The 21,826-nt window shown below is 67.4% G+C and carries 17 protein-coding genes; 14 read left to right on the plus strand and 3 right to left on the minus strand.

Annotated features, from left to right (window positions below; genetic code table 11):
• Positions 1-2: 2 nt before the first annotated feature.
• From ACIRPH_RS19570 to ACIRPH_RS19590, 5 genes are read left to right on the plus strand one after another with little or no spacing between them, the layout of a single operon-like run.
• A complete protein-coding gene (locus ACIRPH_RS19570) occupies positions 3-812 on the plus strand; it encodes a hypothetical protein (protein WP_402916283.1) in 810 nt (269 codons plus the stop codon).
• 5 nt (positions 813-817) lie between these two features.
• The gene (locus ACIRPH_RS19575; protein ID WP_402916888.1) at positions 818-1,813 is read left to right on the plus strand and encodes a FomB family phosphonate monophosphate kinase; all 996 of its coding nucleotides are present in this window, start codon (positions 818-820) and stop codon (positions 1,811-1,813) included.
• A 27-nt stretch (positions 1,814-1,840) separates the two neighbouring features.
• Positions 1,841-3,148 carry a phosphoenolpyruvate mutase gene (gene aepX, locus ACIRPH_RS19580; RefSeq protein ID WP_402916285.1) on the plus strand — a complete coding sequence of 436 codons (1,308 nt, stop codon included), beginning with the start codon at positions 1,841-1,843 and terminating at the stop codon, positions 3,146-3,148.
• A complete protein-coding gene (gene aepY / locus ACIRPH_RS19585) occupies positions 3,145-4,284 on the plus strand; it encodes a phosphonopyruvate decarboxylase (protein ID WP_402916287.1) in 1,140 nt (379 codons plus the stop codon). Before aepX ends, aepY begins: the two co-directional genes overlap by 4 nt.
• Positions 4,260-5,426, plus strand: coding sequence for a phosphonoacetaldehyde reductase (locus ACIRPH_RS19590; protein WP_402916289.1), 1,167 nt, complete (start codon positions 4,260-4,262; stop codon positions 5,424-5,426). Before aepY ends, ACIRPH_RS19590 begins: the two co-directional genes overlap by 25 nt.
• 467 nt (positions 5,427-5,893) lie before the next feature.
• Here ACIRPH_RS19590 and ACIRPH_RS19595 read toward each other — a convergent pair whose 3' ends face one another.
• Genes ACIRPH_RS19595 through ACIRPH_RS19605 form a run of 3 tightly spaced genes read right to left on the minus strand, consistent with a single transcriptional unit; the run spans position 5,894 to position 8,430 of the window.
• A complete protein-coding gene (locus tag ACIRPH_RS19595) occupies positions 5,894-6,691 on the minus strand; it encodes an ABC transporter permease (RefSeq protein ID WP_402916291.1) in 798 nt (265 codons plus the stop codon).
• A gap of 12 nt (positions 6,692-6,703) precedes the next feature.
• Positions 6,704-7,483, minus strand: coding sequence for an ABC transporter permease (locus ACIRPH_RS19600; RefSeq protein ID WP_402916293.1), 780 nt, complete (start codon positions 7,481-7,483; stop codon positions 6,704-6,706).
• A complete protein-coding gene (locus ACIRPH_RS19605) occupies positions 7,480-8,430 on the minus strand; it encodes an ATP-binding cassette domain-containing protein (RefSeq protein ID WP_402916295.1) in 951 nt (316 codons plus the stop codon). Before ACIRPH_RS19605 ends, ACIRPH_RS19600 begins: the two co-directional genes overlap by 4 nt.
• A 2,202-nt stretch (positions 8,431-10,632) precedes the next feature.
• Between ACIRPH_RS19605 and ACIRPH_RS19610 the strand changes: the two genes are divergently transcribed.
• The 9 genes from ACIRPH_RS19610 (at position 10,633) to ACIRPH_RS19650 (ending at position 21,824) form a co-directional block, all read left to right on the plus strand.
• Positions 10,633-11,796 carry an L-tyrosine/L-tryptophan isonitrile synthase family protein gene (locus tag ACIRPH_RS19610; protein WP_402916297.1) on the plus strand — a complete coding sequence of 388 codons (1,164 nt, stop codon included), beginning with the start codon at positions 10,633-10,635 and terminating at the stop codon, positions 11,794-11,796.
• A 106-nt stretch (positions 11,797-11,902) separates the two neighbouring features.
• The gene (locus ACIRPH_RS19615) at positions 11,903-13,060 is read left to right on the plus strand and encodes an ATP-grasp domain-containing protein (protein WP_402916299.1); all 1,158 of its coding nucleotides are present in this window, start codon (positions 11,903-11,905) and stop codon (positions 13,058-13,060) included.
• 28 nt (positions 13,061-13,088) lie between these two features.
• Complete coding sequence (locus tag ACIRPH_RS19620) at positions 13,089-14,327, plus strand: ATP-grasp domain-containing protein (protein WP_402916301.1); 1,239 nt, start codon at positions 13,089-13,091, stop codon at positions 14,325-14,327.
• 26 nt (positions 14,328-14,353) lie between these two features.
• Positions 14,354-15,622 carry an MFS transporter gene (locus tag ACIRPH_RS19625; RefSeq protein WP_402916303.1) on the plus strand — a complete coding sequence of 423 codons (1,269 nt, stop codon included), beginning with the start codon at positions 14,354-14,356 and terminating at the stop codon, positions 15,620-15,622.
• A gap of 36 nt (positions 15,623-15,658) precedes the next feature.
• Complete coding sequence (locus tag ACIRPH_RS19630) at positions 15,659-17,035, plus strand: hypothetical protein (protein ID WP_402916305.1); 1,377 nt, start codon at positions 15,659-15,661, stop codon at positions 17,033-17,035.
• Between the two features lie 1,578 nt (positions 17,036-18,613).
• Positions 18,614-19,438: a hypothetical protein gene (locus ACIRPH_RS19635; RefSeq protein ID WP_402916307.1), complete on the plus strand. Its 825-nt coding sequence runs from the start codon at positions 18,614-18,616 to the stop codon at positions 19,436-19,438.
• A complete protein-coding gene (locus ACIRPH_RS19640) occupies positions 19,435-20,523 on the plus strand; it encodes a nucleotidyltransferase family protein (protein WP_402916309.1) in 1,089 nt (362 codons plus the stop codon). The genes ACIRPH_RS19635 and ACIRPH_RS19640 overlap by 4 nt, the downstream gene beginning before the upstream one ends.
• A gap of 156 nt (positions 20,524-20,679) precedes the next feature.
• A complete protein-coding gene (locus ACIRPH_RS19645) occupies positions 20,680-21,519 on the plus strand; it encodes a hypothetical protein (protein WP_402916311.1) in 840 nt (279 codons plus the stop codon).
• Positions 21,486-21,824, plus strand: a complete 339-nt coding sequence (locus tag ACIRPH_RS19650) for a PqqD family protein (RefSeq protein WP_402916313.1) — start codon at positions 21,486-21,488, stop codon at positions 21,822-21,824. Before ACIRPH_RS19645 ends, ACIRPH_RS19650 begins: the two co-directional genes overlap by 34 nt.
• Positions 21,825-21,826 lie beyond the last annotated feature (2 nt).

Below are 21,826 nucleotides of genomic sequence, written 5' to 3' on the forward strand. Positions count from 1 at the left end.
GAATGGTTCCCGACCTCTTGGCCGTCAAGGTCGGCGGCAGCCTGTTCTCACGCAAGGACAAGCCCGGGGATCTGGACGAGGGCGCCATGTCGCGCACGGCACTGAGCCTGTACCGGCTCAGCCGTGTGCTGAAGGTGCCCCTGGTCCTCATCAGCGGTGGCGGCGCCTTCGGACACGGGGCCATACGTCAGCACGACGCGACGAACGCCTTCTCCCTCGCCGGCCTGACCGAGGCCACGTTCGAGGTCAAGAAGAGCTGGGCGGGCCGGCTCCGCGCAGTCGGGTTCGACGCCTTCCCGCTGCAGCTGGCCGCGATGTGCGTGCTGCGCGACGGGAAGCCCCGGCTCGAATCCTCCCTGCTCCGGGAGCTGCTGGACCACGGTGTGCTGCCGGTTCTGTCCGGTGACGTGTTGTTCGACGACGACGGGCGGATCCACGTCTTCTCCAGCGACCGGGTGCCGGAGCTGCTGTCGCCGCTGGTCGGGGGGAACCTGCGGGTGGTGGTCCTCACCGATGTCGACGGAATCGTCGTCGACGGGGAAGGAGGCGACCGGATCCTCCCCCACGTCGACGCGGAAGCGCCGCAGGAGGCCTACGCCGCGCTGTGGAAGAGCAGCGAGTGGGATGCCACCGGAGCCATGCACACCAAGCTGGACGCCTTGCTGACGTGCGCCCGGGACGGAGCGGAGTGCTTCATCATGCGGGGCGAACCCGGCAGCGACCTGGATTTCCTGTCCTCCCCCTACCAGGAATGGCCGTCGAAGGTGAAGTCCACGAGGATCACCTCAACGAGTTCCAGTCAAAGGAAATGATCGGGATCATGGAAGGCCTCACCATCCGCAGCAGCCGGCTGATCGACCTGGGTCTTCTCAGGCTCCGGCTGTCCACGAACCTGGAGTCGTTCCCGGCCTACAGCTACTTCTCCTCCTTCTGCGAAGATCAGGAGGAAGAGGCCGACTACGAGGTCGTCTGCATCGATCTGGACCGCGATCACGTGGATGAGGCCAGGTACGCGGACAAGGTCGATAAAACATTCCGGGGCAAGAGGTTCGCATACGGGTACTACCTCGTGCACTACTTCGGGGAACCGGCTCACCTCATCACCGTCGGAAATGTCTTCTACGTTTTCGGAAGGAAACTCGAGAAGACGGTCTGGCCCTATTTTGTCAAGCATATTCTGACGATCTTCTCCGCGGACCGGGGTTTTCTCCACCTGAAGGCCGCGGCCTTCGAGCTGCCCGGCGGAGGGGCGACCCTGCTGATCGGCCGGAACGGTGCGGGGAAGACCGTTTTCCTGACGAAGGCGTGCCTGGAGGGAGCGCGGTTCATCAGCAACACCCACACGTTGGTGCGGGACGGGGTCGCCCACGGCGTCCCGTCCTCCATACGGGTGCGGCGCGACCGGTGCTTCGGCGAGATCATCGACCGGCGTGGCCTCACACCGCACATGGAGTCGGGGGACTACGTCACCGACGCGGCGACGCTCTTCGACGGCCCGCAGGCCGGCAGCGCACGGGTGAGGAACATCGTCGTCGCCGACTACGACCCGGCGTCCGCGCAGGGGCTGTTCCCCGTGACGGCCCCCGCGGCGGAGTCCTTCATGGAACAGTTCTCCTTCGCCGTGACCACCTATGGGCTCAAGGACGACCTCCTGGCCCACCACGGGAACGACTTCGACGCATACGTCGCTTCCCTTTCCTCGATGCGGAGAGAACTGGCCGGCCTGGTGAGGGGGGCGCGATGCTATCGCGCCAACGTCGACATGCTCGACAGGGATGCCAGGAACGAGGCGCTGCGACAGCTCGTCGAATAAAATATCCATTCTGGGGAGATGTGTCACATGAAGAGACCGGTCGTCTACGTCGGTATGAGCGCCGATCTGATCCACCCTGGCCATATCAATATCCTGAGGCGGGCCGAAGAGATAGGCGATATAATGATCGGTCTTCTGACCGATACTGCGATCGCCAGTTACAAGCGGCTCCCGCATATGACCTTCGAGCAGCGCCGGGCGGTGGTCGAGAACCTCAAGGGCGTCGTGGCAGTGGTTCCCCAGCGCACGCTGGACTATACGGAGAACCTGCGGGCGATCCGTCCGGAATTCGTTGTGCACGGCGACGACTGGTGCACGGGGGTGCAGAGGCAGACCCGGCAGCGCGTCATCGACGTACTGGCGGAGTGGGGCGGACAGCTGGTGGAGGTCGAGTACACCCCGGGCATCTCCTCCACCCAGCTGAACAGATCGCTCAGGGAGATCGGAACGACACCGAGCCTCCGGCTCTCACGGCTCCGCCGACTCCTCGAGAGCAAGGACATCGTGCGCATCCTGGAGGCGCACAACGGTCTGGCCGGGCTGGTCATCGAGAACTCGACGGTCGAGGTCGGCCACCGCCCGAGGGAGTTCGACGGCATGTGGTCGTCCTCCCTGACCGACTCCATCGCACGAGGCAAACCGGACACCGAGGCGGTGGACGTGTCCTCCCGCCTGTTGACGGTGAACGAGATCTTCGAGGTCACCACGAAACCGCTGGTGTTCGACGCGGACACGGGGGGACGGCCCGAGCACTTCGGGTTCACCGTGCGCTCCTTGGAGCGGCTGGGGGTCTCCGCGGTCATCGTGGAGGACAAGGAGGGGCTCAAACGCAACTCGCTCCTGGGCACGGCCGTCCCCCAGGTCCAGTCCTCGGTCGAGGACTTCTGCGAGCGTATCCGCACCGGTAAGCGGGCCCAGATCACGGACGACTTCATGGTCATCGCACGCATCGAGAGCCTGATCCTGGACAAGGGCCTGGACGACGCCGTCAGGCGTGCCGAGGCCTACATGGACGCCGGAGCCGACGGCATCATGATCCACAGCAGGCGGTCGGACCCCTCGGACGTCTTCGAGTTCTGCAAGCACTTCGACAAGCTGGCCCGCCGTGTCCCCCTGGTGGTGGTCCCGACCTCCTACAGCAGTGTGCGCGAGGCCGAACTCGTCGATGCGGGCGTGAACATGGTCATCTACGCCAACCACCTCATGCGTGCGGTCTATCCGCAGATGTCCAGGGTCGCCCAGTCGATCCTGCGGCACGGCCGGGCACACGAGGCCGAACCCACGCTCGCTTCGATCGGGGAGATCCTGTCCGTCATTCCGGAGAACGTCGCGTGATCGACCCCGCCCACATGGTGGCCCGGTTGGCGGCGGAGGGCGTATCGCTGTACTGCGGAGTGCCGGACAGCCTGCTCAAGGCCTTCAACACGTGTGTCGACGACCCGGCGTCGGGTGCCGGCCACGTGGTCTCCGCGAACGAGGGCAACGCCGTCGGCCTGGCCATCGGCCACTACCTGCGTACCGGGACACCGGCCCTGGTGTACCTCCAGAACTCCGGCCTCGGAAACGCGATCAACCCCCTGACCTCGCTGGCCGGTCCCGAGATCTACGGAATTCCGATGCTCCTCCTCATCGGCTGGCGGGGGCGGCCCGGTGTTCACGACGAGCCCCAGCACCGGATGATGGGGAGGACCACGCCGGCGTTGCTGGACTCCCTGGAGCTGCCGTGGTCCGTCCTGCCCCGCGACCCGGAAGCGGTCGGTGCGGCGCTCCACGAGGCCGTCGCCCTCTCGGTCTCCTCCAGGACGCCGTACGCCCTGCTGGTGGAGGAGGGGACCTTCGCACCCGCTGCCGCGGAGCCCGCCGGACCGGCCCCCGCGTTGCCGAGTCGCGAAACGGCGCTGATCGCTCTGGCCGACGAGTTGGGACCCGAGGAGGTGGTGGTGTCCAGCACCGGGATGCTCAGCCGTGAGCTCGCCGAACACCGGGAGGGGCCGGGGGGGAGCGCACGGATGGACTTCACCGCGGTGGGCGGCATGGGGCACGCCAGTTCGATCGCTCTGGGCATCGCCCTGCAGGAGCCGGAGCGGGAGGTGTGGTGTCTGGACGGGGACGGATCGCTGCTGATGCACCTGGGAGCGCTCCCCGTCATCGCACGGCACGCGCCGCGGACGTTCTTCCACGTCGTCTTCAACAACGGGGTCCATGACAGCGTGGGCGGACAGCCCACCTCGATCGACCAGGTGGACGTGGTGGCCCTGGCCGAGAGCGTGGGGTACCGGTACGCCTCGGCCGTGTCCTCCCTGGCGGCGCTGCCGGACGAACTGGCCGCGCTGAGGGCCGAGGGCGGTCCCGCTCTGCTCGAGATCCGCGTGAGGCCGGGAAGCCGCCCCGACCTCGGACGCCCCCGGGCCACCCCGGCCGAGAGCAGGGCGGCGCTCATGCGGGCATGGACGGAAGGAGCGCGACCGTGATCCCGCCCGGCACGGTGGTGCGGTACGGCCGGGGCTCCGTCTCATCGGTGCCGGAGCTGGTGGAAAGCCTGTCGGCCGGCAGAGTGCTCATCGTTCACGGGGCCCGGTCCTTCGAGGAGTCCGGAGCGTCGAGAATGCTGGGCTCCTTCGACGGCCGCACACGGGTCTGGCAGTGGTACGGCTTCGCCCCGGACCCGGACATCGAAGACCTGGAGCGCGGCCTCGCCCTGGTCCGGGAGATGCGGCCCGACACCGTTGTCGCGGTGGGCGGGGGCAGCGCCATGGACATGGCCAAGATGCTCTGCGCGTTCGAGGACGTGCCTCCCCACGAGATCGAGGACCGTGTCCGGTCCGGAGAACCGGTCGACCGTCGGCGCATGGGGCTCGCGCTGGTGCCGACGACCGCGGGCTCCGGCAGTGAGGCCACGCATTTCGCCGTCCTGTACGTCGGCGACGCCAAATTCTCCGTGTCGGGCCGGGCACTGCTGCCGGACGCGGTGGCCATCGACCCCGAGCTCAGCGAGAGTTGCTCCGCCCACCGGCGGGCGGTGTCCGGCATGGACGCCGTCTCCCAGGCGATCGAGAGCCTGTGGGCCGTGGGCGCGTGCGAGGAGAGCCGGAACCTCGCCCGCCGCGGGCTGAAGGTGCTCCTCTCCGGCATCGAGGACTTCGTCCTGCTGCCGCATGCCGGCGCGTCGAGGGCCATGGCGGTGGGCAGCCATCTGGCGGGACGTGCGATCAACCTCTCCAGGACGACGGGCGCCCACGCGTTGTCCTACGGTCTGACCCGACGCCACGGAGTGGACCACGGCCACGCGGTGGCGCTCACCCTGGGGGCCTTCATGGACGTCCATACGCGTGCGGCCGCGTCGGATCTGCGGCCGGGCGTCCGGTGGTCGACGCACCGGCGGGCCGTCGACGACCTGGTCCGGCTGTTCGGGGCCTCCGACCCCGCCGGTCTGGGGGAGTCCTTCGCCGGGCTGGGACGCCGCCTCGGCCTGGCCATGGAACTCTCCGCCGTCGGGGTGCGGACCTCGGCCGAGGCCCGCGAACTGGCCGGCACCGTGAACGCTCAGAGACTCCGCAACAATCCGGTCGATTTCTCTCATGAGGAGCTCACCGATCTCCTCATGAGATGTTGACGCGGGAGCGCGTGGCGGGCGGGACCCCCGCCGGGTACGCCGGTGGGACGTCCCGGGCCCCGGCCGTGCCCGTGGCCGGGGCATGACGCGACCCGGGCCGAGCGGGATCGATCCGCCCCCACCGCCGGGGGCAGGGCGGGAGCGGTGGGCGCGGAGGCGTGGGCACGTGCCCCACCTGCCCGGGCGCCTCGGCGAACTGAGGCCCGGCCCCCGCGCAGGAGTGCGGTACACCACGAGGCCCACGGGCACGGGCAGGCCCAGGGCCATGCCCCCGCGCGGGAGTGCGGCACGCGCCCGGACACCGCTGCTGAGTGGTGGCGGGGCGCCCTCCGGGCCGCCGGAGACCGGACACCGGCCGGGAAGGGGCCGGAGAGGCCCGGGCGGCCCCGGGCGGCGGACCGGGCGGGAGCACTGCCGGAGGCCCGGGAGCGGAACCGGCCGGATCCGGGCCGGTGCCGGCCGACCGGTCACGACAAGGCGCCGTAGCCCGTCCGCGCTCGGGCGAACACCATGCGGAAGGAGAGGAAGGCGAGGGCGAGCCACACCAGCGCGGCTCCGACCATGACGGCGACCGATGAGGCGACCCCGCCTGCCGGGGCTCCGGCTTCCACCAGGCGTACGGCTGCCAGGCCATGCGTGACCGGCAGCGCTTGCGCGACCCACTGCACCGGAAGCGGCCAGAAGGTGACAGGCACCATCGCACCGCAGATCGCGATGACGGAGAGCCCGGCCATGGAGCCGATCACGTTGCGGGCCTGGTCGTGGACCAGCGTCAACGAGGCGATCAGGAGGGTCATGCAGTACGTCGACAAGCTGGTGAGGAAGACGATGCCGACCAGGACGGGTATCTGCCACAGCGCCCAGCGCACGTCGAAGAACGGGGGGACGGCCAACAGGGCGATCGACGTCGTCGCCATGGCGGAGAAGGGCCATTGGAGGCTGCGGCCGAAGAAGAAGGCGCCTGGTTCGACGGGTGAGGCGACGAGCGACCCGAGCGTGCCCTGGTACCGGTCCCAGCACGTCGACGCGGTCGCCAGCATCGTCTCGGTGACGCAGGTGACCACCGCGGCGCCGATGACGATGTGGCGCGTGAAGTCCGGGTCGCTGACGAGTACCCCGATGAGGGTGTAGAAGAGCACCTGGAAGACCAGGCGGATCAACCATCCCAGAAGCCAGGTCTTCCAGGTGTAGAAGGCGGCGAAGTCCGCGCGTGCGATGACAGCGCCCAGACGTACGGTGCGAAGGGCCTGTACGGGTGAGGTCACGGTGTTCTCCTTTCAGGCACGGGACAGGCCCCCGTCGGCACGGGCTCGGCGGATGAAGCGGACGAGCGTGAGCGACCCCAGGGCCAGGGCGAGGGCGCCCAGGGCCAGGGTCATGAACAGCCGGAAGGCGACTGATTCCACGGGGCCGCTCGTCAGGGCGTCACGGAACAGGTCTGCGCCCCAGGAGAGGTAGAGGAGTCGGCTCACGCCTTCCAACCAGCCAGGGAAGAGGACGGCGGGGACCATGACGCCCGCAAGTACGTACATCGGCATGGAAAGGGTGTTCTGTACGATTCGGGCGCCCGGGGCCGCGATGAACAGTGCCGAGAGCGCTGTGGCGGTGGCGGCGGTGGAGACCGCTATGGCCAGGGCGGCCAGGACGAACACCACGGGGTGGTGCACCGTGATCCAGTAGCCGAAGAACACGCCGGCCACGCCGATGGCCAGAAGGAACGCCGGCAGGGAGACGAGCATGGCCCCGCACAGACGTCCGAACACCAGCATGGCGAGCGAGACCGGGGACGCCACGAGCAGTTCCAGCCGCCCGTTCTCCCGGTCATCGCTGACCATCTCGCCGGCGAACATCAGTGCGGCCGCCCACAGCGTCATGAGCGTGGGCGCCACCACGGCGTAGGCGGCGAGGTCGGTGCGGCCGGAATACAGCATCATCGACATGAGGATGATCGTGCTGAACGGGGCCGTGACCAGCGTGAAGTAGGTGTCGACACTGCGGGCCATGGTCCGGGCCTGGAAGGTGAGGCCCAGAAGGAGGCTGCTGAGCGCGGGGGTCACCGTTCCACGCTCATGCCGCGCCGCCCGACCAGGTGCAGGTAGACCTCTTCCAGGCTGGGACGGCTCCGGGCCACCTCGCGGATCTCCGCCTCGACCAGGATCCGCTGGACCGCCAGCGTCGCCCGGGGGGTCTCGGTCTCGGTGCGGAGCACACCGTCACCCGTCCTGGTCACGGCCACCACACCGGGAAGCCCCTCGATCCTCTGCCGTATCGGTTCCGGCACATCGCGCGCGTCCACGCGTTCGTAGGTGGAGACGAGGTCACCGATGGTGCGCGGGCTCTCCGTGAGGATCATCCGCCCCTGGTCGATGAGGGAGACCCGGTCGCTGAGCGCGGCCGCCTCCGCCATGTCGTGGGTGGTGAGCAGGATCGTGGTCCCGTTGCTGCGCAGTTCACCGACCAGGGCACGGAAGTCCCTGGCGGCGACGGGGTCCATTCCCACGGTGGGCTCGTCGAGGATGAGGACCCCCGGGTCGGCGACCAGCCCGCGGGCCAGGTGCAGCCGCTGCTTCATGCCGCGGGAGAACCCCCCGACCTTGTCGTCGGCGCGCGTAGCCAGTCCCACCCGGTCGAGGAGCTCGTCGACCCGGCGCCGGCGCCTGCTTCCGCTCAGTCCGTACACACCCGCCCAGAAGCTCAGGTTCTGGCGGGCGCTGAGACGGTCGTAGGCGCCCTTGTCACCGCCGAAGACGATCCCCAGGCTGCTCTTGGCCCGCTTGGTGTCGGTGACGACGTCGTGGCCGAGGACGCTGACCCGGCCCGTGGTGGGCAGCAGCACCGTGGAGATGATCTTGCACAGTGTCGTCTTGCCGGCGCCGTTGGGCCCGAGCAGGCCGTGCACCTCCCCTCGGGGGACCTGGAGGGAGACACCGCCCAATGCCTGTACTTCTTCACCTCCGGCGTTCTTGTAGACGCGTGTGAGGTCGGTGATGTCCAGAGCGCTCATCCACAGTCCTTTCGCTCAGTCCGTCGAGGGGGAGGGTGACGGCCGGGCGCACGCGCACCGCACGGTCCGGACTCGAACCGACGCGCGGTGCGGCAAGGGGTGACTTCCCGGGGGGTCTCGTTCTGTCGGCCGTTCCGGCGGCACCTCCTCCGGAGATATCGGCAGAAGCGAACACGAGGCCGGTTCGCGAGTCGCATAAAAAGCTCCGACGGTTCGGAGCCGGGCTGCCGAAGGCCCCTCACTCCTGGCGGTGTTTTCTCTGCTCGCAGAGGGGGCGGGGGAGTTACGGTGTTCAAGCCCTTTTGGGCGTTGACATACTAGCACCTGATTTCCACATGATAAAAGGCCCTGGTGGCGGTTGCAGATGTTATCTCTTGTGGCTGGTGTGACTCCAGTGAGCCTCTGGAGCCGGGTTCTGCAGGGCTTGCCGGGCCTGTCGCGCGGTCCGGGCCCCTGGGGCGGCCGGGCATTCATCCCGTATTCGATGCCGCCCGAAAACACCGGTCCGACAAAGAGGAAAGGCGTGTGACGCACGTCACCGGTCGTTTTCCCATTGCGATATTCGCTGCGCATCCGCAGTTTCATCACCGAGGGTGAGTGCGTCGCCTGACGTTTTCACACTCTGCTCATGGATCGCCCTATGGGGCACTTGTAAGGTCTTCCTCGCCCCTGCCCGCCGCCGGTCGGGGAGAGGGGTACGCCCCCGTGGACGGCGGAGCCGCCCCGCGGGCTTCCGGAGGGTCCTGCGGCTCCGGAGCCGGCGTGAGGGGCGCTCCCGCGGCAGGGGACCGTCGGTTCGGATCCTGGCCGTCGCACTCCCGCCGGCATCCATGGGAGGCCACCGGTCTCCGGTGACCGTCCCAGGCGCACCCCCGGAGAGGCGGCGGCGATCCCGTGGCCCGTCCGCACGGCGACAAGGACCCCTGATCCGGCGGGGACCTGTATCCGGGCGCGTCGCGGCGGGCGCGCCACGGGAGACGGGTGCGCATGGGCGCATCCCTTCGTGGCCGCGACCGCCGTGACGGTCCTCCCACGGCGGGCCTCCCGGGCCCCCGGGCGTCGAGAGGACACGGTCCTTCCCCGGGTGTGTGTTCCGCCCCTGTCCAGAGAGGCCGAGCGCCCAAGCGCCCCATGGAATACCCATGGCCTGCGGTTCTGACATGGAGATATGAAGTCAGCGGCCCGGCGGGAGGATATTCATAGGAACGCTCGTGCGGCCGACCGTATCAAAGGCAGGCATCGTCGCCACTGGTCGGAAGATGTGTCGCCCGCCGGGGGAGGCCCTCATCCCAGCAGATGAGATGTTACCGAACCGTGAATGGACAACCACCTCGCGAGGGCGTTTCGACGCTCGGGACGGCCGCCCGGTGGCCGGATCTGGACACCCGGTTGTCTTCTACTTAAAGGATGCGTAAGCTCTGCGTCGGGAAAGAAAAGGGGTGCTATATGCACACCTTGGGGGAGGCGGTTATGGTTCCCTGGCTCGGGGTCTTTTTTCCAGGATTTCCGAAGTCATGGTGCTCGGTTCTCGATGTACTCTCCTGATCGCTGCACTGTACATTGCGAGAGTGCTGCAAGAGCGACCGGACTATGTTTTATCCATGGTTTTCGCGAATGATATGCCAGGCAGAACATCGGGTGCGGTCCGGCGGAGCCCACCCGGCGCGCGTCTCACGATCACGCAGGTGGGGGTGTAGGGGTCAGGGAAGCGTTCCACGCCGAACATCCCACGGATGCGGAGCCTGCGCACCGGGGCGCGGTGCTCCTCTGCGGCGGTGCGGAGGCAGAGTACTGATTGCTGCACAGAAGAGGGAAAGGGATGGTCATCTGCACGCACAAGGTCAGACCGCTGTCCGATCCCCTGCCTTGCAGTACAGGAATCCTGCACTGTTTTCGACCGATGGTCCGCGCGAATACGCCCTCCTTTCCGAAGTCAGCCCCCCCGAGCCCTTGCCCATCGCATCGGGGATCGGAAAGCGGTCGATCCGTGCTCGTGGGCGACACCGTTGTCGACCGGGGGCGCGGGAAGCGCAAAGATTCTGTTCGCTTTCGCCAGGTGCGGCTACGCATAAATTCGTCCGGAGCTGACACGACCGGTGGGAGCCATCGACTCCAGCGGTCAGCTCGTCCATGAAGAGCACGGCGCCCGGCCTGACCGGGCAGGCTCTCCGCGGTAATCCGACCAGAATCAAAGGGGAACTCTTGCCTGATAACAAATTCACGTACGTCTCGTACACGGAGCCGGACGTGCGGACGACGATCGAGGGCCTCATCGAGGCCAATCAGTCCTGGGAGCCGCTGAAAGCCCGAATCATTCCTGAGTTCGACTACCCCGGGTTCATCGAGAGATACGGGTTCAAGGGAGCCCTCCTCGAACCGGGCACCGGTTCGGACGACGCAGCGCGGACGGTGGCAGAGCGCGTGCTCGCGGTCCTGAACGATGAGAGCCACCGACGAGGTCCCGAGTCACACACCCACGCCGAGGGCTCGGAGATCCCCCGACTGGTGGAAGAGGCGGTCGGACGGCGGTCGCCCGTTCGGATCGTCATCCCCTCCTTCCCGGGAAGGCCGCACAACCCCTGGTCGCACCGGAGGGTACGACCGGACCTGAGCGAGGCCTACGCGCTTCTCAGGTTGAAGAACGTCTCGGACCACGTTCGCACGGTCTACCCGCCCGGGGTCGAGTTCATCATTCTCCTGGACGGTCGCGCCTACTCGCCCTTCTACGGTTCCAGCCCGGAAGCGGACGAGCCCTACGTGGAGGAACTGCGGACCCTGGTCGGCAAGCTCGACGCGGAGGAGTCCATCGGGCTTCTCGACCTGCAGGACCTCGTCGACGAGCGGGCTGCGGAGTTCGAGGAGGTCAAGCGGCTGGTCGCTCCAGAGGTCGAGGCCGAGTGGAACAAGCCCGACTACGAGTTCCGGGACCAACTGATCGCCGCGATGCGCCTGGGAACCGACACCACGGCCCTGAACGCCGCCGCCATCCAATTGGTGAAGCACGAGACCGACACGGGCATCGACACGAACACCCTGATCAAGAGGATGCGCGAGGGTGTGGACGAGAGGGGCCGAAGGACCGCCTTCGACTACATGGTCTTCCTGGTCACCATCAAGAGGATGGAACTGATCAAGACGAGGCTGCCCGATGCCATTCGCGGAACCGTGCATCCCAAGCCGGGACAGTACTCCCCGTACCTGACCGATCCCGAGACGGCGATCGCCCCCTGGCACGGAGTGCCGATCGTGTTCGGTGACGGCCGGATCCGAACGGTCTACGAGAGCTATGTCTACCAGAACCACTCGGCTTTCAGAGCGGTATACGAGAAGGGCGACTACGAGCCCTTCTACTACGAGGAGGCGTAGAGCGACCGGGGGTTGAAGAACCTGAAACGCATCCGTGAGCGAATCCACTCTCCGCCGATTCGCTCACGGATTTTTCGCGAATGTCGATCGAGGATCGGGAGAGTCGATGGAAACTAGAACCGAACGCCGCCATGGGATGTACCGGATCGAACTGTCCGATGTCTACGGCGCCAAGAGCTTCATGAACCCCAGGGAGCCCTATACGGGGGGCGCCGGCGTCCAGGGGCAGCGGGACCACGTGACCGGGGCGATGCTCGGCATGGCCGGGGAGACGACGCTCCTGTGCCACAGCAGGACCCTGCTCTCAGAGAACGTCGATCTGCTTTCGGCTGCTGGAATGCGCTTACCAAAAGTTCTGCCCTACTCCGGGAGAGAGGAGTACGAAGAAATACTGGAGAGCCTGCCGAAAAGCAGCACGGTTTTTCAGCACGCACATCCGAGGGGGGCGTTGAAGGAAGACGTCTACTTCCATAAGAGGTCCCTGCTGGTGTGGCTCAACAACAAGGCGAACATGGGTGAGCTGGCCCCGGCCGAATCCGTTCCCAAGAGGAGCATGCATACTCCAGGGCATTTGCTTTCAGGTGCCAGCCCTCTCGGGTTCCCCAAGGTTTTCAAGGTTGCCTCGGAGAAATCGCTCGGCGGTGGGGAGGGGGTGCGAATCTGCTTCTCCGATGATGACGTAAGGCGCGCCGCCCAGGAGTTCGCCTCGGAATCGAAGGTGATAATAGAGGAGTATGTCCGGGTCGAGGAGAACTGGTGTGTGAACTTCGCGATATCCGATGAGAATGACATCCTCTACCTCGGGTCGGCGAACCAGATCGTCAACGACGCGGGTGAGTACCAGGGAAACTGGATCTCCGGTGAGCCCCGCTCGGAAGTCGTCGATCTGGGGCGACATGTGGCGGAGTTCGCTGCGGAGTTGGGCTACCGAGGTTTCTGTGGTTTCGACGTCGTCGTGTCCGAGTCCGGGCCTAAGGTCATCGACCTCAACTTCCGGTTGAACGGTTCGACACCGGCCTTGTGCCTCGAAGGCGCGAGAACTGGCGGGCGGAGTACCCGGCTGTTCCGTTCATGGAAGTGCGCCGATACACACGGGGAGAACCACTCGTTCCTCCTCCGTCTGGCTCAGGAAAGGATTTTCATACCCCTGACCGGAACATTCGCGTGGGGAGGCCATTCCAAGGTGCTGGGCGTCCTGTGCGGGGAGAGTCGCAAGGAGGTCTCCGCGCACCTGGACCTGATGAAATCCTCCGGCTGGCACTGAGCGGTAGAGACCAAGGAGAGATCGAACGGTGAAAATCCTTATTATCGATGCCTTCTCGTCCGGGAAGCATCTGGCTCACGAACTCGTTCGGCGCGGTGCGCTCGTGCTGCATGCGCGGAGCATGGAGGATCCGCCCGCCTATTTAGCGACCCACTATCCACAGGGTTTCTTCACGAAGGACTTCGGCCATCTGCCGGAGTACGAACTGATCGACGAACTCAGTCGCGCACCCGTCGATCACGTACTGGCCGGCACGGAGACGGGGGTCGAACTGGCCGAGAGGATCGCGGGAAAGTTCGGCCTGCCCACGAACGAGCCCCTGCTGCCCGGGGCCCGGAGGAACAAGCAGAAGATGGCGCAGTACCTGGGCGAGGCGGGGCTGGACCATGCCCGCTCGGTCGTCGTCAGGTCCGCCGAGGAGGCGGAGGGAGAGTATCGCGCCCACTTCGCGGAAGGCCGGGTCATGGTCAAGCCGACCAGCAGCGCGGCCACCGACGGAGTCCGCATGTGCCTGACCGCCGGAGAGGTCGTCAAGGCGGTGGAGGACATCTTCTCCGCTTCGGCCAACGTACTCGGGTACAAGAACACCCACGCCATGATCCAGGAGTACCTCCCCGGCGAGGAGTACTGCGTGAACACGGTCTCCGACCAGGGCTCGCACACGGTCGTGGAGCTGTGGAGGTACTCCAAGACGGTAGGTCCCTCGCAAGAGCCCGTCTACGATTTCGAGGAGCTCGTGCCGCGGGGGAGCGACCGGGCCGGGGCCGTCCTCGCGTACTGCCGAGAGGTGCTCACCGCCCTCGGCGTGCGCAACGGTCCCGCGCACACCGAGATCATGCTCACCCCCCGGGGGCCGGTCCTCGTCGACCTGGCCGCCCGGTTGGGCGGGGCCCAGAGCCCGCACGTCCTGGAGGAGTACCTCGGCACGTCCCACGTCGGCGCGACCGCTGACTGGATCACCTCGCGCGGACGGGCCACGATAGTGCCTCCTCCGGCGGGAGAGGACACGAACCTCCTGTACATGAATCTGATCAACCGTCGCCCCGGCCGCGTGCGCGGTACCGGTTGGATCCAGGCCTATCGGCGCCTGGGCGGGGTGGTCGAAGTCGCCTCCTCCTGCCGGGAGGGGGACTTCCTGCCGGTGACACGCGACCTGGTGACCTCACCCGGGTTCGTCTACCTCTCCGGCAGCGCGGCCGACATCGACAGGTCCTATCGGCGAATCCGCGAACTCGAGGACAACGGCATCTACACGGACCTCGTGTGATGTCCGCAAGACCAGGACAGGATCCAGTGGCACATCAGAAAACATCGGGAGGGCACTCCGCCTTCGGCCTCCGGGTGCGCGCCAGAGTGCTGGCCCTCCTCGTGCTGATCCAGATCGTCGGCGGGGTCGGCATCGCGATCGGCGTCACCATCAGCACGTTGGCCGTGGCACACGTCTCCGAGACGTCCTCCCTCGCGGGCCTCGGACAGTCGGCACTCGTGCTCGGGTCGGCGGCCATCGCCTTCCCCATGGCGAGGATGATCAGTTCGGGCGGCCGCCGCAAGGCGCTGGCCAAGGTCTACGCCGTCGCCGCCCTGGGCGCCTTGGCCGCGGCGGTATCGGTGCTCCAGGCCAACCCCTGGCTGCTGCTGGCGTCCCTGGTCGTCTTCGGCACGGCCACGGCCGCCGGATACTCCATCCGCTATGCGGCCAGCGACGTCAGCACCCCGCGTTATCGGGCCCGGGTGCTGTCCAGCATGCTGTTCGTCGCGGCGTTCGGGAGTCTGGTCGGACCGAACACGATCGACCTCTCGCAGAGTTACGCCGCGGGCTCCCGGCTGGACCCCATGGCCATCCCCTTCCTCCTCTCATCCGCGGCCTTCGCGTTGTGCTCCTGTCTCTCCCTCCTCTTCCTGCGACCGGACCCCATCGATATCGCGAAAGCTTCGGAAGGGGGTGTGGGGCGAGCTTCCGGTGACCCGGTCAAGGAGAAGGCCCTGAAGGTCGCCGTCAGGATCTTCCGGAACAACAAGCGCGTCCGTGTCGGAATCATCGGCATCTTCCTATGCCAGTTCGTCATGACCACGCTGATGGTCATGGCGCCACTGCAGCTGCACGACCATGCCGGGCACGGCATGGGCGTCGTCGGCCTGGTGATGAGCATCCACTTCGCCGGTATGTACCTCCCCAGCATGGTGGCGGGGTGGTGCAGCGACCGTCTCGGCACACTCCCGACTCTGGCCGTGGGAGCGGTGTTCCTGGGTGTCTCCGCCGGCATGCTCGCCGTGGGGGAGGCCGGCGTCGCGTATCAGGCGGCCGCCCTCTTCCTGCTGGGGGTGGGGTGGTCCTTCGGGGTCATCGCCTCCTCCGCGATGTTGTCGGACTCCTGCTCCCCCACCGAACGCCCCCCGGTCCAGTCCCTGAGCGACATCGGGATGAGCGGGGCCGGCCTGCTCGCCGGCCTCATCTCTGGGCTCGCTTTCTCGAGTCTCGGCATGGGCGGTCTGGCCACGGTCTGCCTCGTCTCCCTCGTCCTCTTCGGATGGTTCCTCATGACCGCCCGCACTGCCCCGTAGCCGATCTCCCCCTCACAGACTGGAGTCCGAACGCCCATGAGCGAGTATGAAAGCAAACGGATCCGTGTCCTCGGGGCCGACTTCTTCGCCCCCGGAGACCTCGACATCGGTGGGAAAGCCGCTCCTGAGATGTTTTCCGAGGTCTTCATGGCGGCGGGCCCGTGGTGGCCCACGCACCCCCTGGTCATCACGGACACGGACCGCCGGCGCCTGGAGGAGCTCTCCTGGAGGGTCACCGAGATGATCCTCTCGGCGGCCCTGCGCAGAGCGCGCACGGCGGGGGAACTGTGCACGGCACTCGGCTACAGCGAGGCGCTGACCCCCATGCTCGACACGGAGGAGCCCCTGGGCCGGCACCTGCTGTCGTCGGTCCGCCCCGACCTCGTCCTGGAGGAGGGCGTCCCCCGGGTACTCGAAGTCAACATCGACGGTGCGGTCGGCGGGGCTGTCCCGCTCGACCAGATGGGCGCCTCCTTCGTCGACATGTACAAGGGGAGCACGACCGCTGCCGCGGACCTTTCCGTGACCGGCTACGCGGTGCGCCGCAGGTTCGAGTCGATCGTGGAGGACCTCGGCCTCCGTCCCGGCCACAGACTCCTCGTCCCCGCCTTCTCCGGCGGCGCGATTCCGGGCTACGAGGCGGCCAAACGCTTCGCCGAGGCCCAGGGCTACATGGTTCCGATCGCCCGGAGCATGGGCATCGATCTCGTCTTCGTGTCCGTGGACGACCTCGGCATCGACCACGAGGACAGGCTGCTGGCCGAGGGAAGCCCGGTCGACGGTGTCCTGAGGCTCTTCCTCTCGGCGGACCAGGCCGAGACACCGGGCTTCACCAACCTCGTACGGTCGGTCAGGGCCGGACGGGTGGGGATGTTCACCTCCGAGGCGGCATGGCTTCTGAGCAACAAGCACATCCTCCACTGGCTCTGGGAGGACATCGACCGCCTTCCGCGCGGGGAGCAGGATTTCATCCGGTCCTTCGTCCCTCGCACACTGCCACTGACCTCGGACTGGCTCAGGAGCGACGCCGGGGCGTCGGCGATTCGGGACCGGGGTGAATGGGTCGTCAAACCGGCCGGCGGCTCGGGCGGTGAAGGCGTGGTCATCGGTGGTCAGGTCGACGCCGACGCATGGAGGGACGCGTTGGAACGTGGTGCCGGGCAGGACTGCGTTCTCCAGCGGAAGGTCGCCGTCGACAAGGTGCGTGTGAGCTTCCTGCACGACCTGACCCGTCGGACACGGAACGAGGAAGTACCGTTCCTCCTGGGGCCGCTGCTCTTCGGAGGGCGCGGCTCCGGGATCACGGCGAGGATCGGTGTGCCCGAGTCCTCCGAGGTGCTCAATGTCCACCAGGGCGCCTCCATCCAGTCCGTCCTCGCCCTGCGGGAGCACGGCCCTCAGCCGCGCGGTTGAGCGCACGGGGCCGACCTCTCCGACGTGAGGACGGGGCGGCCCCACCGGCGGGGGCCTGTGGGTCACGGGGCGCGAAGGCCGGCCCCGCCCCAGCCCCGCGTCCCCCTGCCCCCGTGTGTCCGTCGACAGGCGTGCGGCGGGGAGCGCTCCGGTGCCCGCCCGGCCCCTTGCACTCCCCTCGCCGGTGTGCCCGACCGGGGAAGTGCGCACGTCCGCCGAGGAATACGGAGGACGGTGGTGCGACGGGCGGTGGAATTCCGGCGCTGTCGGAGACCTGCGGGGATTTCGTCCGGCATGGCGGAGTCACCCCGGCGAAGGCGCTCTCCGCCGTAAAAGCGCCTCGGGTCTCCCGGGGGGTTGCGTGTGAACCCGGGCGGTGAATGATGCGCCCGGCGGGCGTCTCCGGAACCTCGAACGTGGGAAGGGGACGATTTTCCGATGGCCCTCGCGGGGCTCGTGCCTTTCGGTTGGGGAAATCGTCGCCACTACCGTTCCACATGAGTGGAGGATGTGGCACTTGTTGTGCATGTCAACTGATGTGGCGGTTGTTACTCAAGTGGTTTGGGGCTGGCGAGTGCTCGACCGGTCCGGGCGAGAACGTAGGGGGACGAACCTGAGGGGGAGGGCGCGGTGCCGCATTCCGGGAGGGCCGTCGGGAGAGCGGGCCGAGGGGCCGTGAGGCCGGGGTGCGATGCGGCGTTCGCCCAGCCCGGGGCGTCGCGAAGGGCTTCGGGGCGTCGGCGCTCCCCGCGGCGGACGTGGGGAAGCCGTCCGCCGGGCGCAGGCGCGGGCGGGTGCCGCTCCGGTTCCCCGGCGTCCGCCGTTCTCGAACCCGGATGGAAGTGCTCTTGTGCAACAAGGGGGGTATGTGACTCAAGTCACTACAGCTTTCCGAGATCTCGTGTCCGCTGCGCATCCAACTCGTCTCACTGTCCGTAGGTAAATGGGTCAAGGTTTTTACGCTCTGTGTATGGATCATTATGAGGGTGCCTTGTAAGGTTGTTTTCGTTCCTGACCGACTTTGGTTTGGGAAGGGGGGTGCCCGGTTATGAACAATGCAGCCACTATCTCTGCTCCGCGACTGAAGAAGATCGTTCGTCGCTGAATCTGAAGTCAATACATTGCGCCAGTGAACGGGATGCGCCGGTTGTTTTTCTGGCTGGCGCATCTCTTATTGATGAAAATGGAGTGCTTCTTGCTTCGAGGGTTTTTTCGGTCATCGGCCGAAATGAGGGCGCCGTTTTCCCCGGCCGCGGTGGGGGGTCGGAGCGATCCACCTGCCCCGGAGGGACTCGCCCGGACCCTGGAGCATGCGCCGGACCATACCCGTGACGGGGCCTCGGAACACCGGAGGCCCGGGACCGCCCGCGGCCGCCGGCAAGCGGGCGGCCGTGCGAGTGCTCCGCGCGTCATGGCCCCCGTGCGAGCGGACCCGACACCCCGCCCGCAGGGCGGGGCCGGGCCGGCCCCGACACCGGGAGCGGGTCCGTCCTCCCGGAAGCCGTCGGCTTCCCGCATCCGCCCGAGACGGCGAGACACATCCCCCAACCCGACGATCGTCGTCGAGACGGAGAAGTGATGACTGGAGTAGGCGAGGTCTCCTCCGTGTACCTTGCGTCCGCCCGTGAGGCCGGCCTGCTCGGCCATCTCGCGGGGGAACCCTACGTCAGCGGGTTCTACCGCGAGCCGGTGGCGAACGAACCGCAGATCCTGGTGGAATACGCCTCCGCCCGGATTCTCGGGGACGCGCAGCTGATGGACGAGCTCCGGTCCGGGTTGGTCGAGGAGCACCCCGAGGCGCAGCGGATCCTCCTGCGGGTCCCCTCGGGACACGCGCCTGCCGCAGAGGGCTGGTTCCCCTACCTGTCCTACGTCCAACTCGGACACCGGACGGAACCGGGCAACGACGACCTGGTCCGTCACGCCGAGACGTCCGAGGAGCCCTTGGTGAGGGCATGGCTGGCAGACGCCCTCAGGACCGCCTGCGAACAACAAGGACGGCTGCTCGCGTCCGGGGCCGCCCTGGACACGGCCCAACAGATCCTCGACGCCCCGGACCGCGAGTCCCTCGTCTTCGTGCATGAGGGACGGGCGGTGGGCCACCTCACCCTGAGGACCGACTCCTACGAGGAAGTGCTGGGGCAGGAGCGGGTGGAGATGGTCGACGCGCTCACGGACGACGCCCCCGACCCCAGGCAGGCCCAGCGCCGGCTGGTGAAGGCCGCGGCGCGCCGTGCCCAGGAGCTCGGACGGCCCCTGGTCGCGAACGTGGTGCACACCGCCTCCTCGAACGACGCGGACTCCCACGGGCGGCGCATCATCGGCAAGCTTCGTGACCAGGGATGGTCCGTCATCTACGAGTTCTGGTCCCTCAAGCTCTCTGGCCCTCTGGAAGGCGCATGAAACCGACACCCGTCACCCCCAGCATCTCGACCGACCTGTTCCGGTCCCTTCTCGACGCCGAGTACCTCTCCCCGGCCATGCTCGTCTACGCCGCCAGGAAGGACCACCGCAGGCTCCCCACCCTCCTGCTCTCCGTGATGGAACAGGAAGGCGCGGAGTTGGGCACCGGAGCGCGCGACGAACTGCGCCGCGCCCATGAGCGGGACCGCGACTACCAGGACCTGTACCGAGCCATCGCCGAGGACGCCGAGTGCCGCGTGCTCAAGGGGCCACGGCTGGCCGAGCGCTACCCGGCGGGCCTGCGACGGGCGGTCGGCGACCTCGACCTCGTCGTCCCGGACGAGAAGGCACTGTGGTCCGGCCTGCGGCGTGCGCTGCGGGAGCGAGAGGTGAGCCGGATACTCCTCGCCCTCCACGGAGAGGAGGGGCGGGAGCTCACGGTCGAGATCCACTGGCCGTCCGAGGACGACCTGCTGGACGGGGACGCCTCGGCGGAATTCAACACCGCGCCCCTGCCGGGCAACTTCGGCACGGTCCGTCCTCGCACCTCCTTGCCCGACGACGACTGGGTCGCCAGCCTTCTGGGTCTGGCCGAGGAGCGCTTCCAGAGGTCCTTCGAGGTGCGGGACATCCTGGACGTCCACGTTCTCGCTGCTTCCGCCCCTCCCGTCGACACGGTGGTGGAGGCGATCCGCGGCTACGGACGTGAGCCCGAGGTCCTCGAACTGCTCACCAGGGCCAACGACAGCCTCGGCACCGGCACTCTGACCGATCTGGCCGAGGCGCTCGTCGAGCCCGCCGAGGCCGAGGAGGCCAGGCGGGCGTCCGCGGCACACGGGATCGCCACCGACCCTGACGAGACGGACGTCGACCGGCGCTTCAAGGCCGGGCTCCCGGTCCAGGGCTTCATGCTCCGCCGCGCCGATGACCGACGGACCCTGACCGAGGCGAGAAGGCACGCGTTCTCCCGGGGATGGCTCCTCCTGACCCCGGTCGGTGACTACCTTCTCTGCGGCGGCCCCGTCGTCGCGCAGGACGACTACGAGGCCGCGCTCCGGGAGTTGGAATGCCTGGGAGAGATCTGACCGCGTACGTGGTCGTGTCCCGGCGGCGCCCGTCGCGCACCACGGCGCTGCCGCCGCCCACGGGAGTGCGTGCCGGCGCCGTCCGCCTTCGTGGCCGCGGGGGCGCGGGAACGCCGGTCGGACCGACCGTACGCGGTCTCTGCGAGGAGGGCGCGGTTGAACCCTGACGGCACGATCGCCGTTCCCCGGAACGCGCGGAGCTCTCCGGTAGACGGGTGGAGCCCCGGGTCCCTGCTCCGCGAACTGCGAGGGAGAGCCCTGGTCCCCGAGGACAGCCTGGCCGTGTGCAACGTCGGATCGGTCGCCAGGGGGTGGTCCAACCACGGCAGCGACCTCGACTTCAACGTCGTCTCACGGAACGCGTGGAAGCACGGTGAAGGACACGGTTTCCCCGTGCCACTGGTGCCCGACCGGGTCCCGACCGCCTTCTTCCTGGGACACGGCCACAGATGGGAGATCAAGTACTGGACGGAGGGGCAGGTCTCCCAGATTCTGGCGAAGGTCGCCTGGAGCCGTTTTGAGGAAGGGGGAACGGCTCCCGACAAAGTGCTCTCGGAAGCGGAGGAGCTTTTCATCGAGAGGTGCGTGACAGGCATCCCCATGGAAGGCGATGAGTGGATCGAGGGTCGCAGGAGGGAAATCGATGGGTCTGCCTTCCGGGCCATAGTCGTGACGCGCTCCCTCACCCGTTCCGACGGGTACGTCGAGGATGCCCTCGGCCAACTCTCCGTGGACGACCTGCCCAGTGCCGTTCTCTCCGCCCGCAGCGCTTTCGGCCATGCGGTGGACGCCCTCCTGGAGAGCCACGGATGCTACGGGTCGAGCATCCCCAAATGGAGGGCGCGCAGGTATGGGGAAATCTCCACGGAGGTCCTCTCCTACGACGAGTACTGGGCTCTGGAGACCATGCGGGACTACGATCCCACCGCCCCTGGAAGGTGGGTTCGCGAGGTGATATCGGTATGCAGAAGGATCTCGTCCGCGATCGAGCTGTGAGCGGTGGGGCGCGTGCGGTTTTACCCACCGACGTGCCGGAACTGTCCCTCGACGTCCGCATGAGGAACTACCGGGGTTCTCACTTCATCTCGTGCAGGGGGCGGGTCTTCGAGCTCAACTCCTCGGGATGGTCGATTCTCATGGCGCTGGACGGCACGAAGAATGTATACGAGGTCGCGTGCGTGATGTCGAAGAGCTGCCGGGTTCCTGTGGGCGGGGCGCTCGAAGAAGTGATGGAGTTCATCGGCGTACTGGACTCCTTCGGCGTGGTGACCAACAGGAACTCCATAAGGAAGAAGTGCTAGGC

It is taken from the genome of Nocardiopsis sp. NPDC101807 (assembly GCF_044766605.1).
In the GTDB taxonomy this organism is placed as follows: Bacteria; Actinomycetota; Actinomycetes; order Streptosporangiales; family Streptosporangiaceae; genus Nocardiopsis; species Nocardiopsis tropica.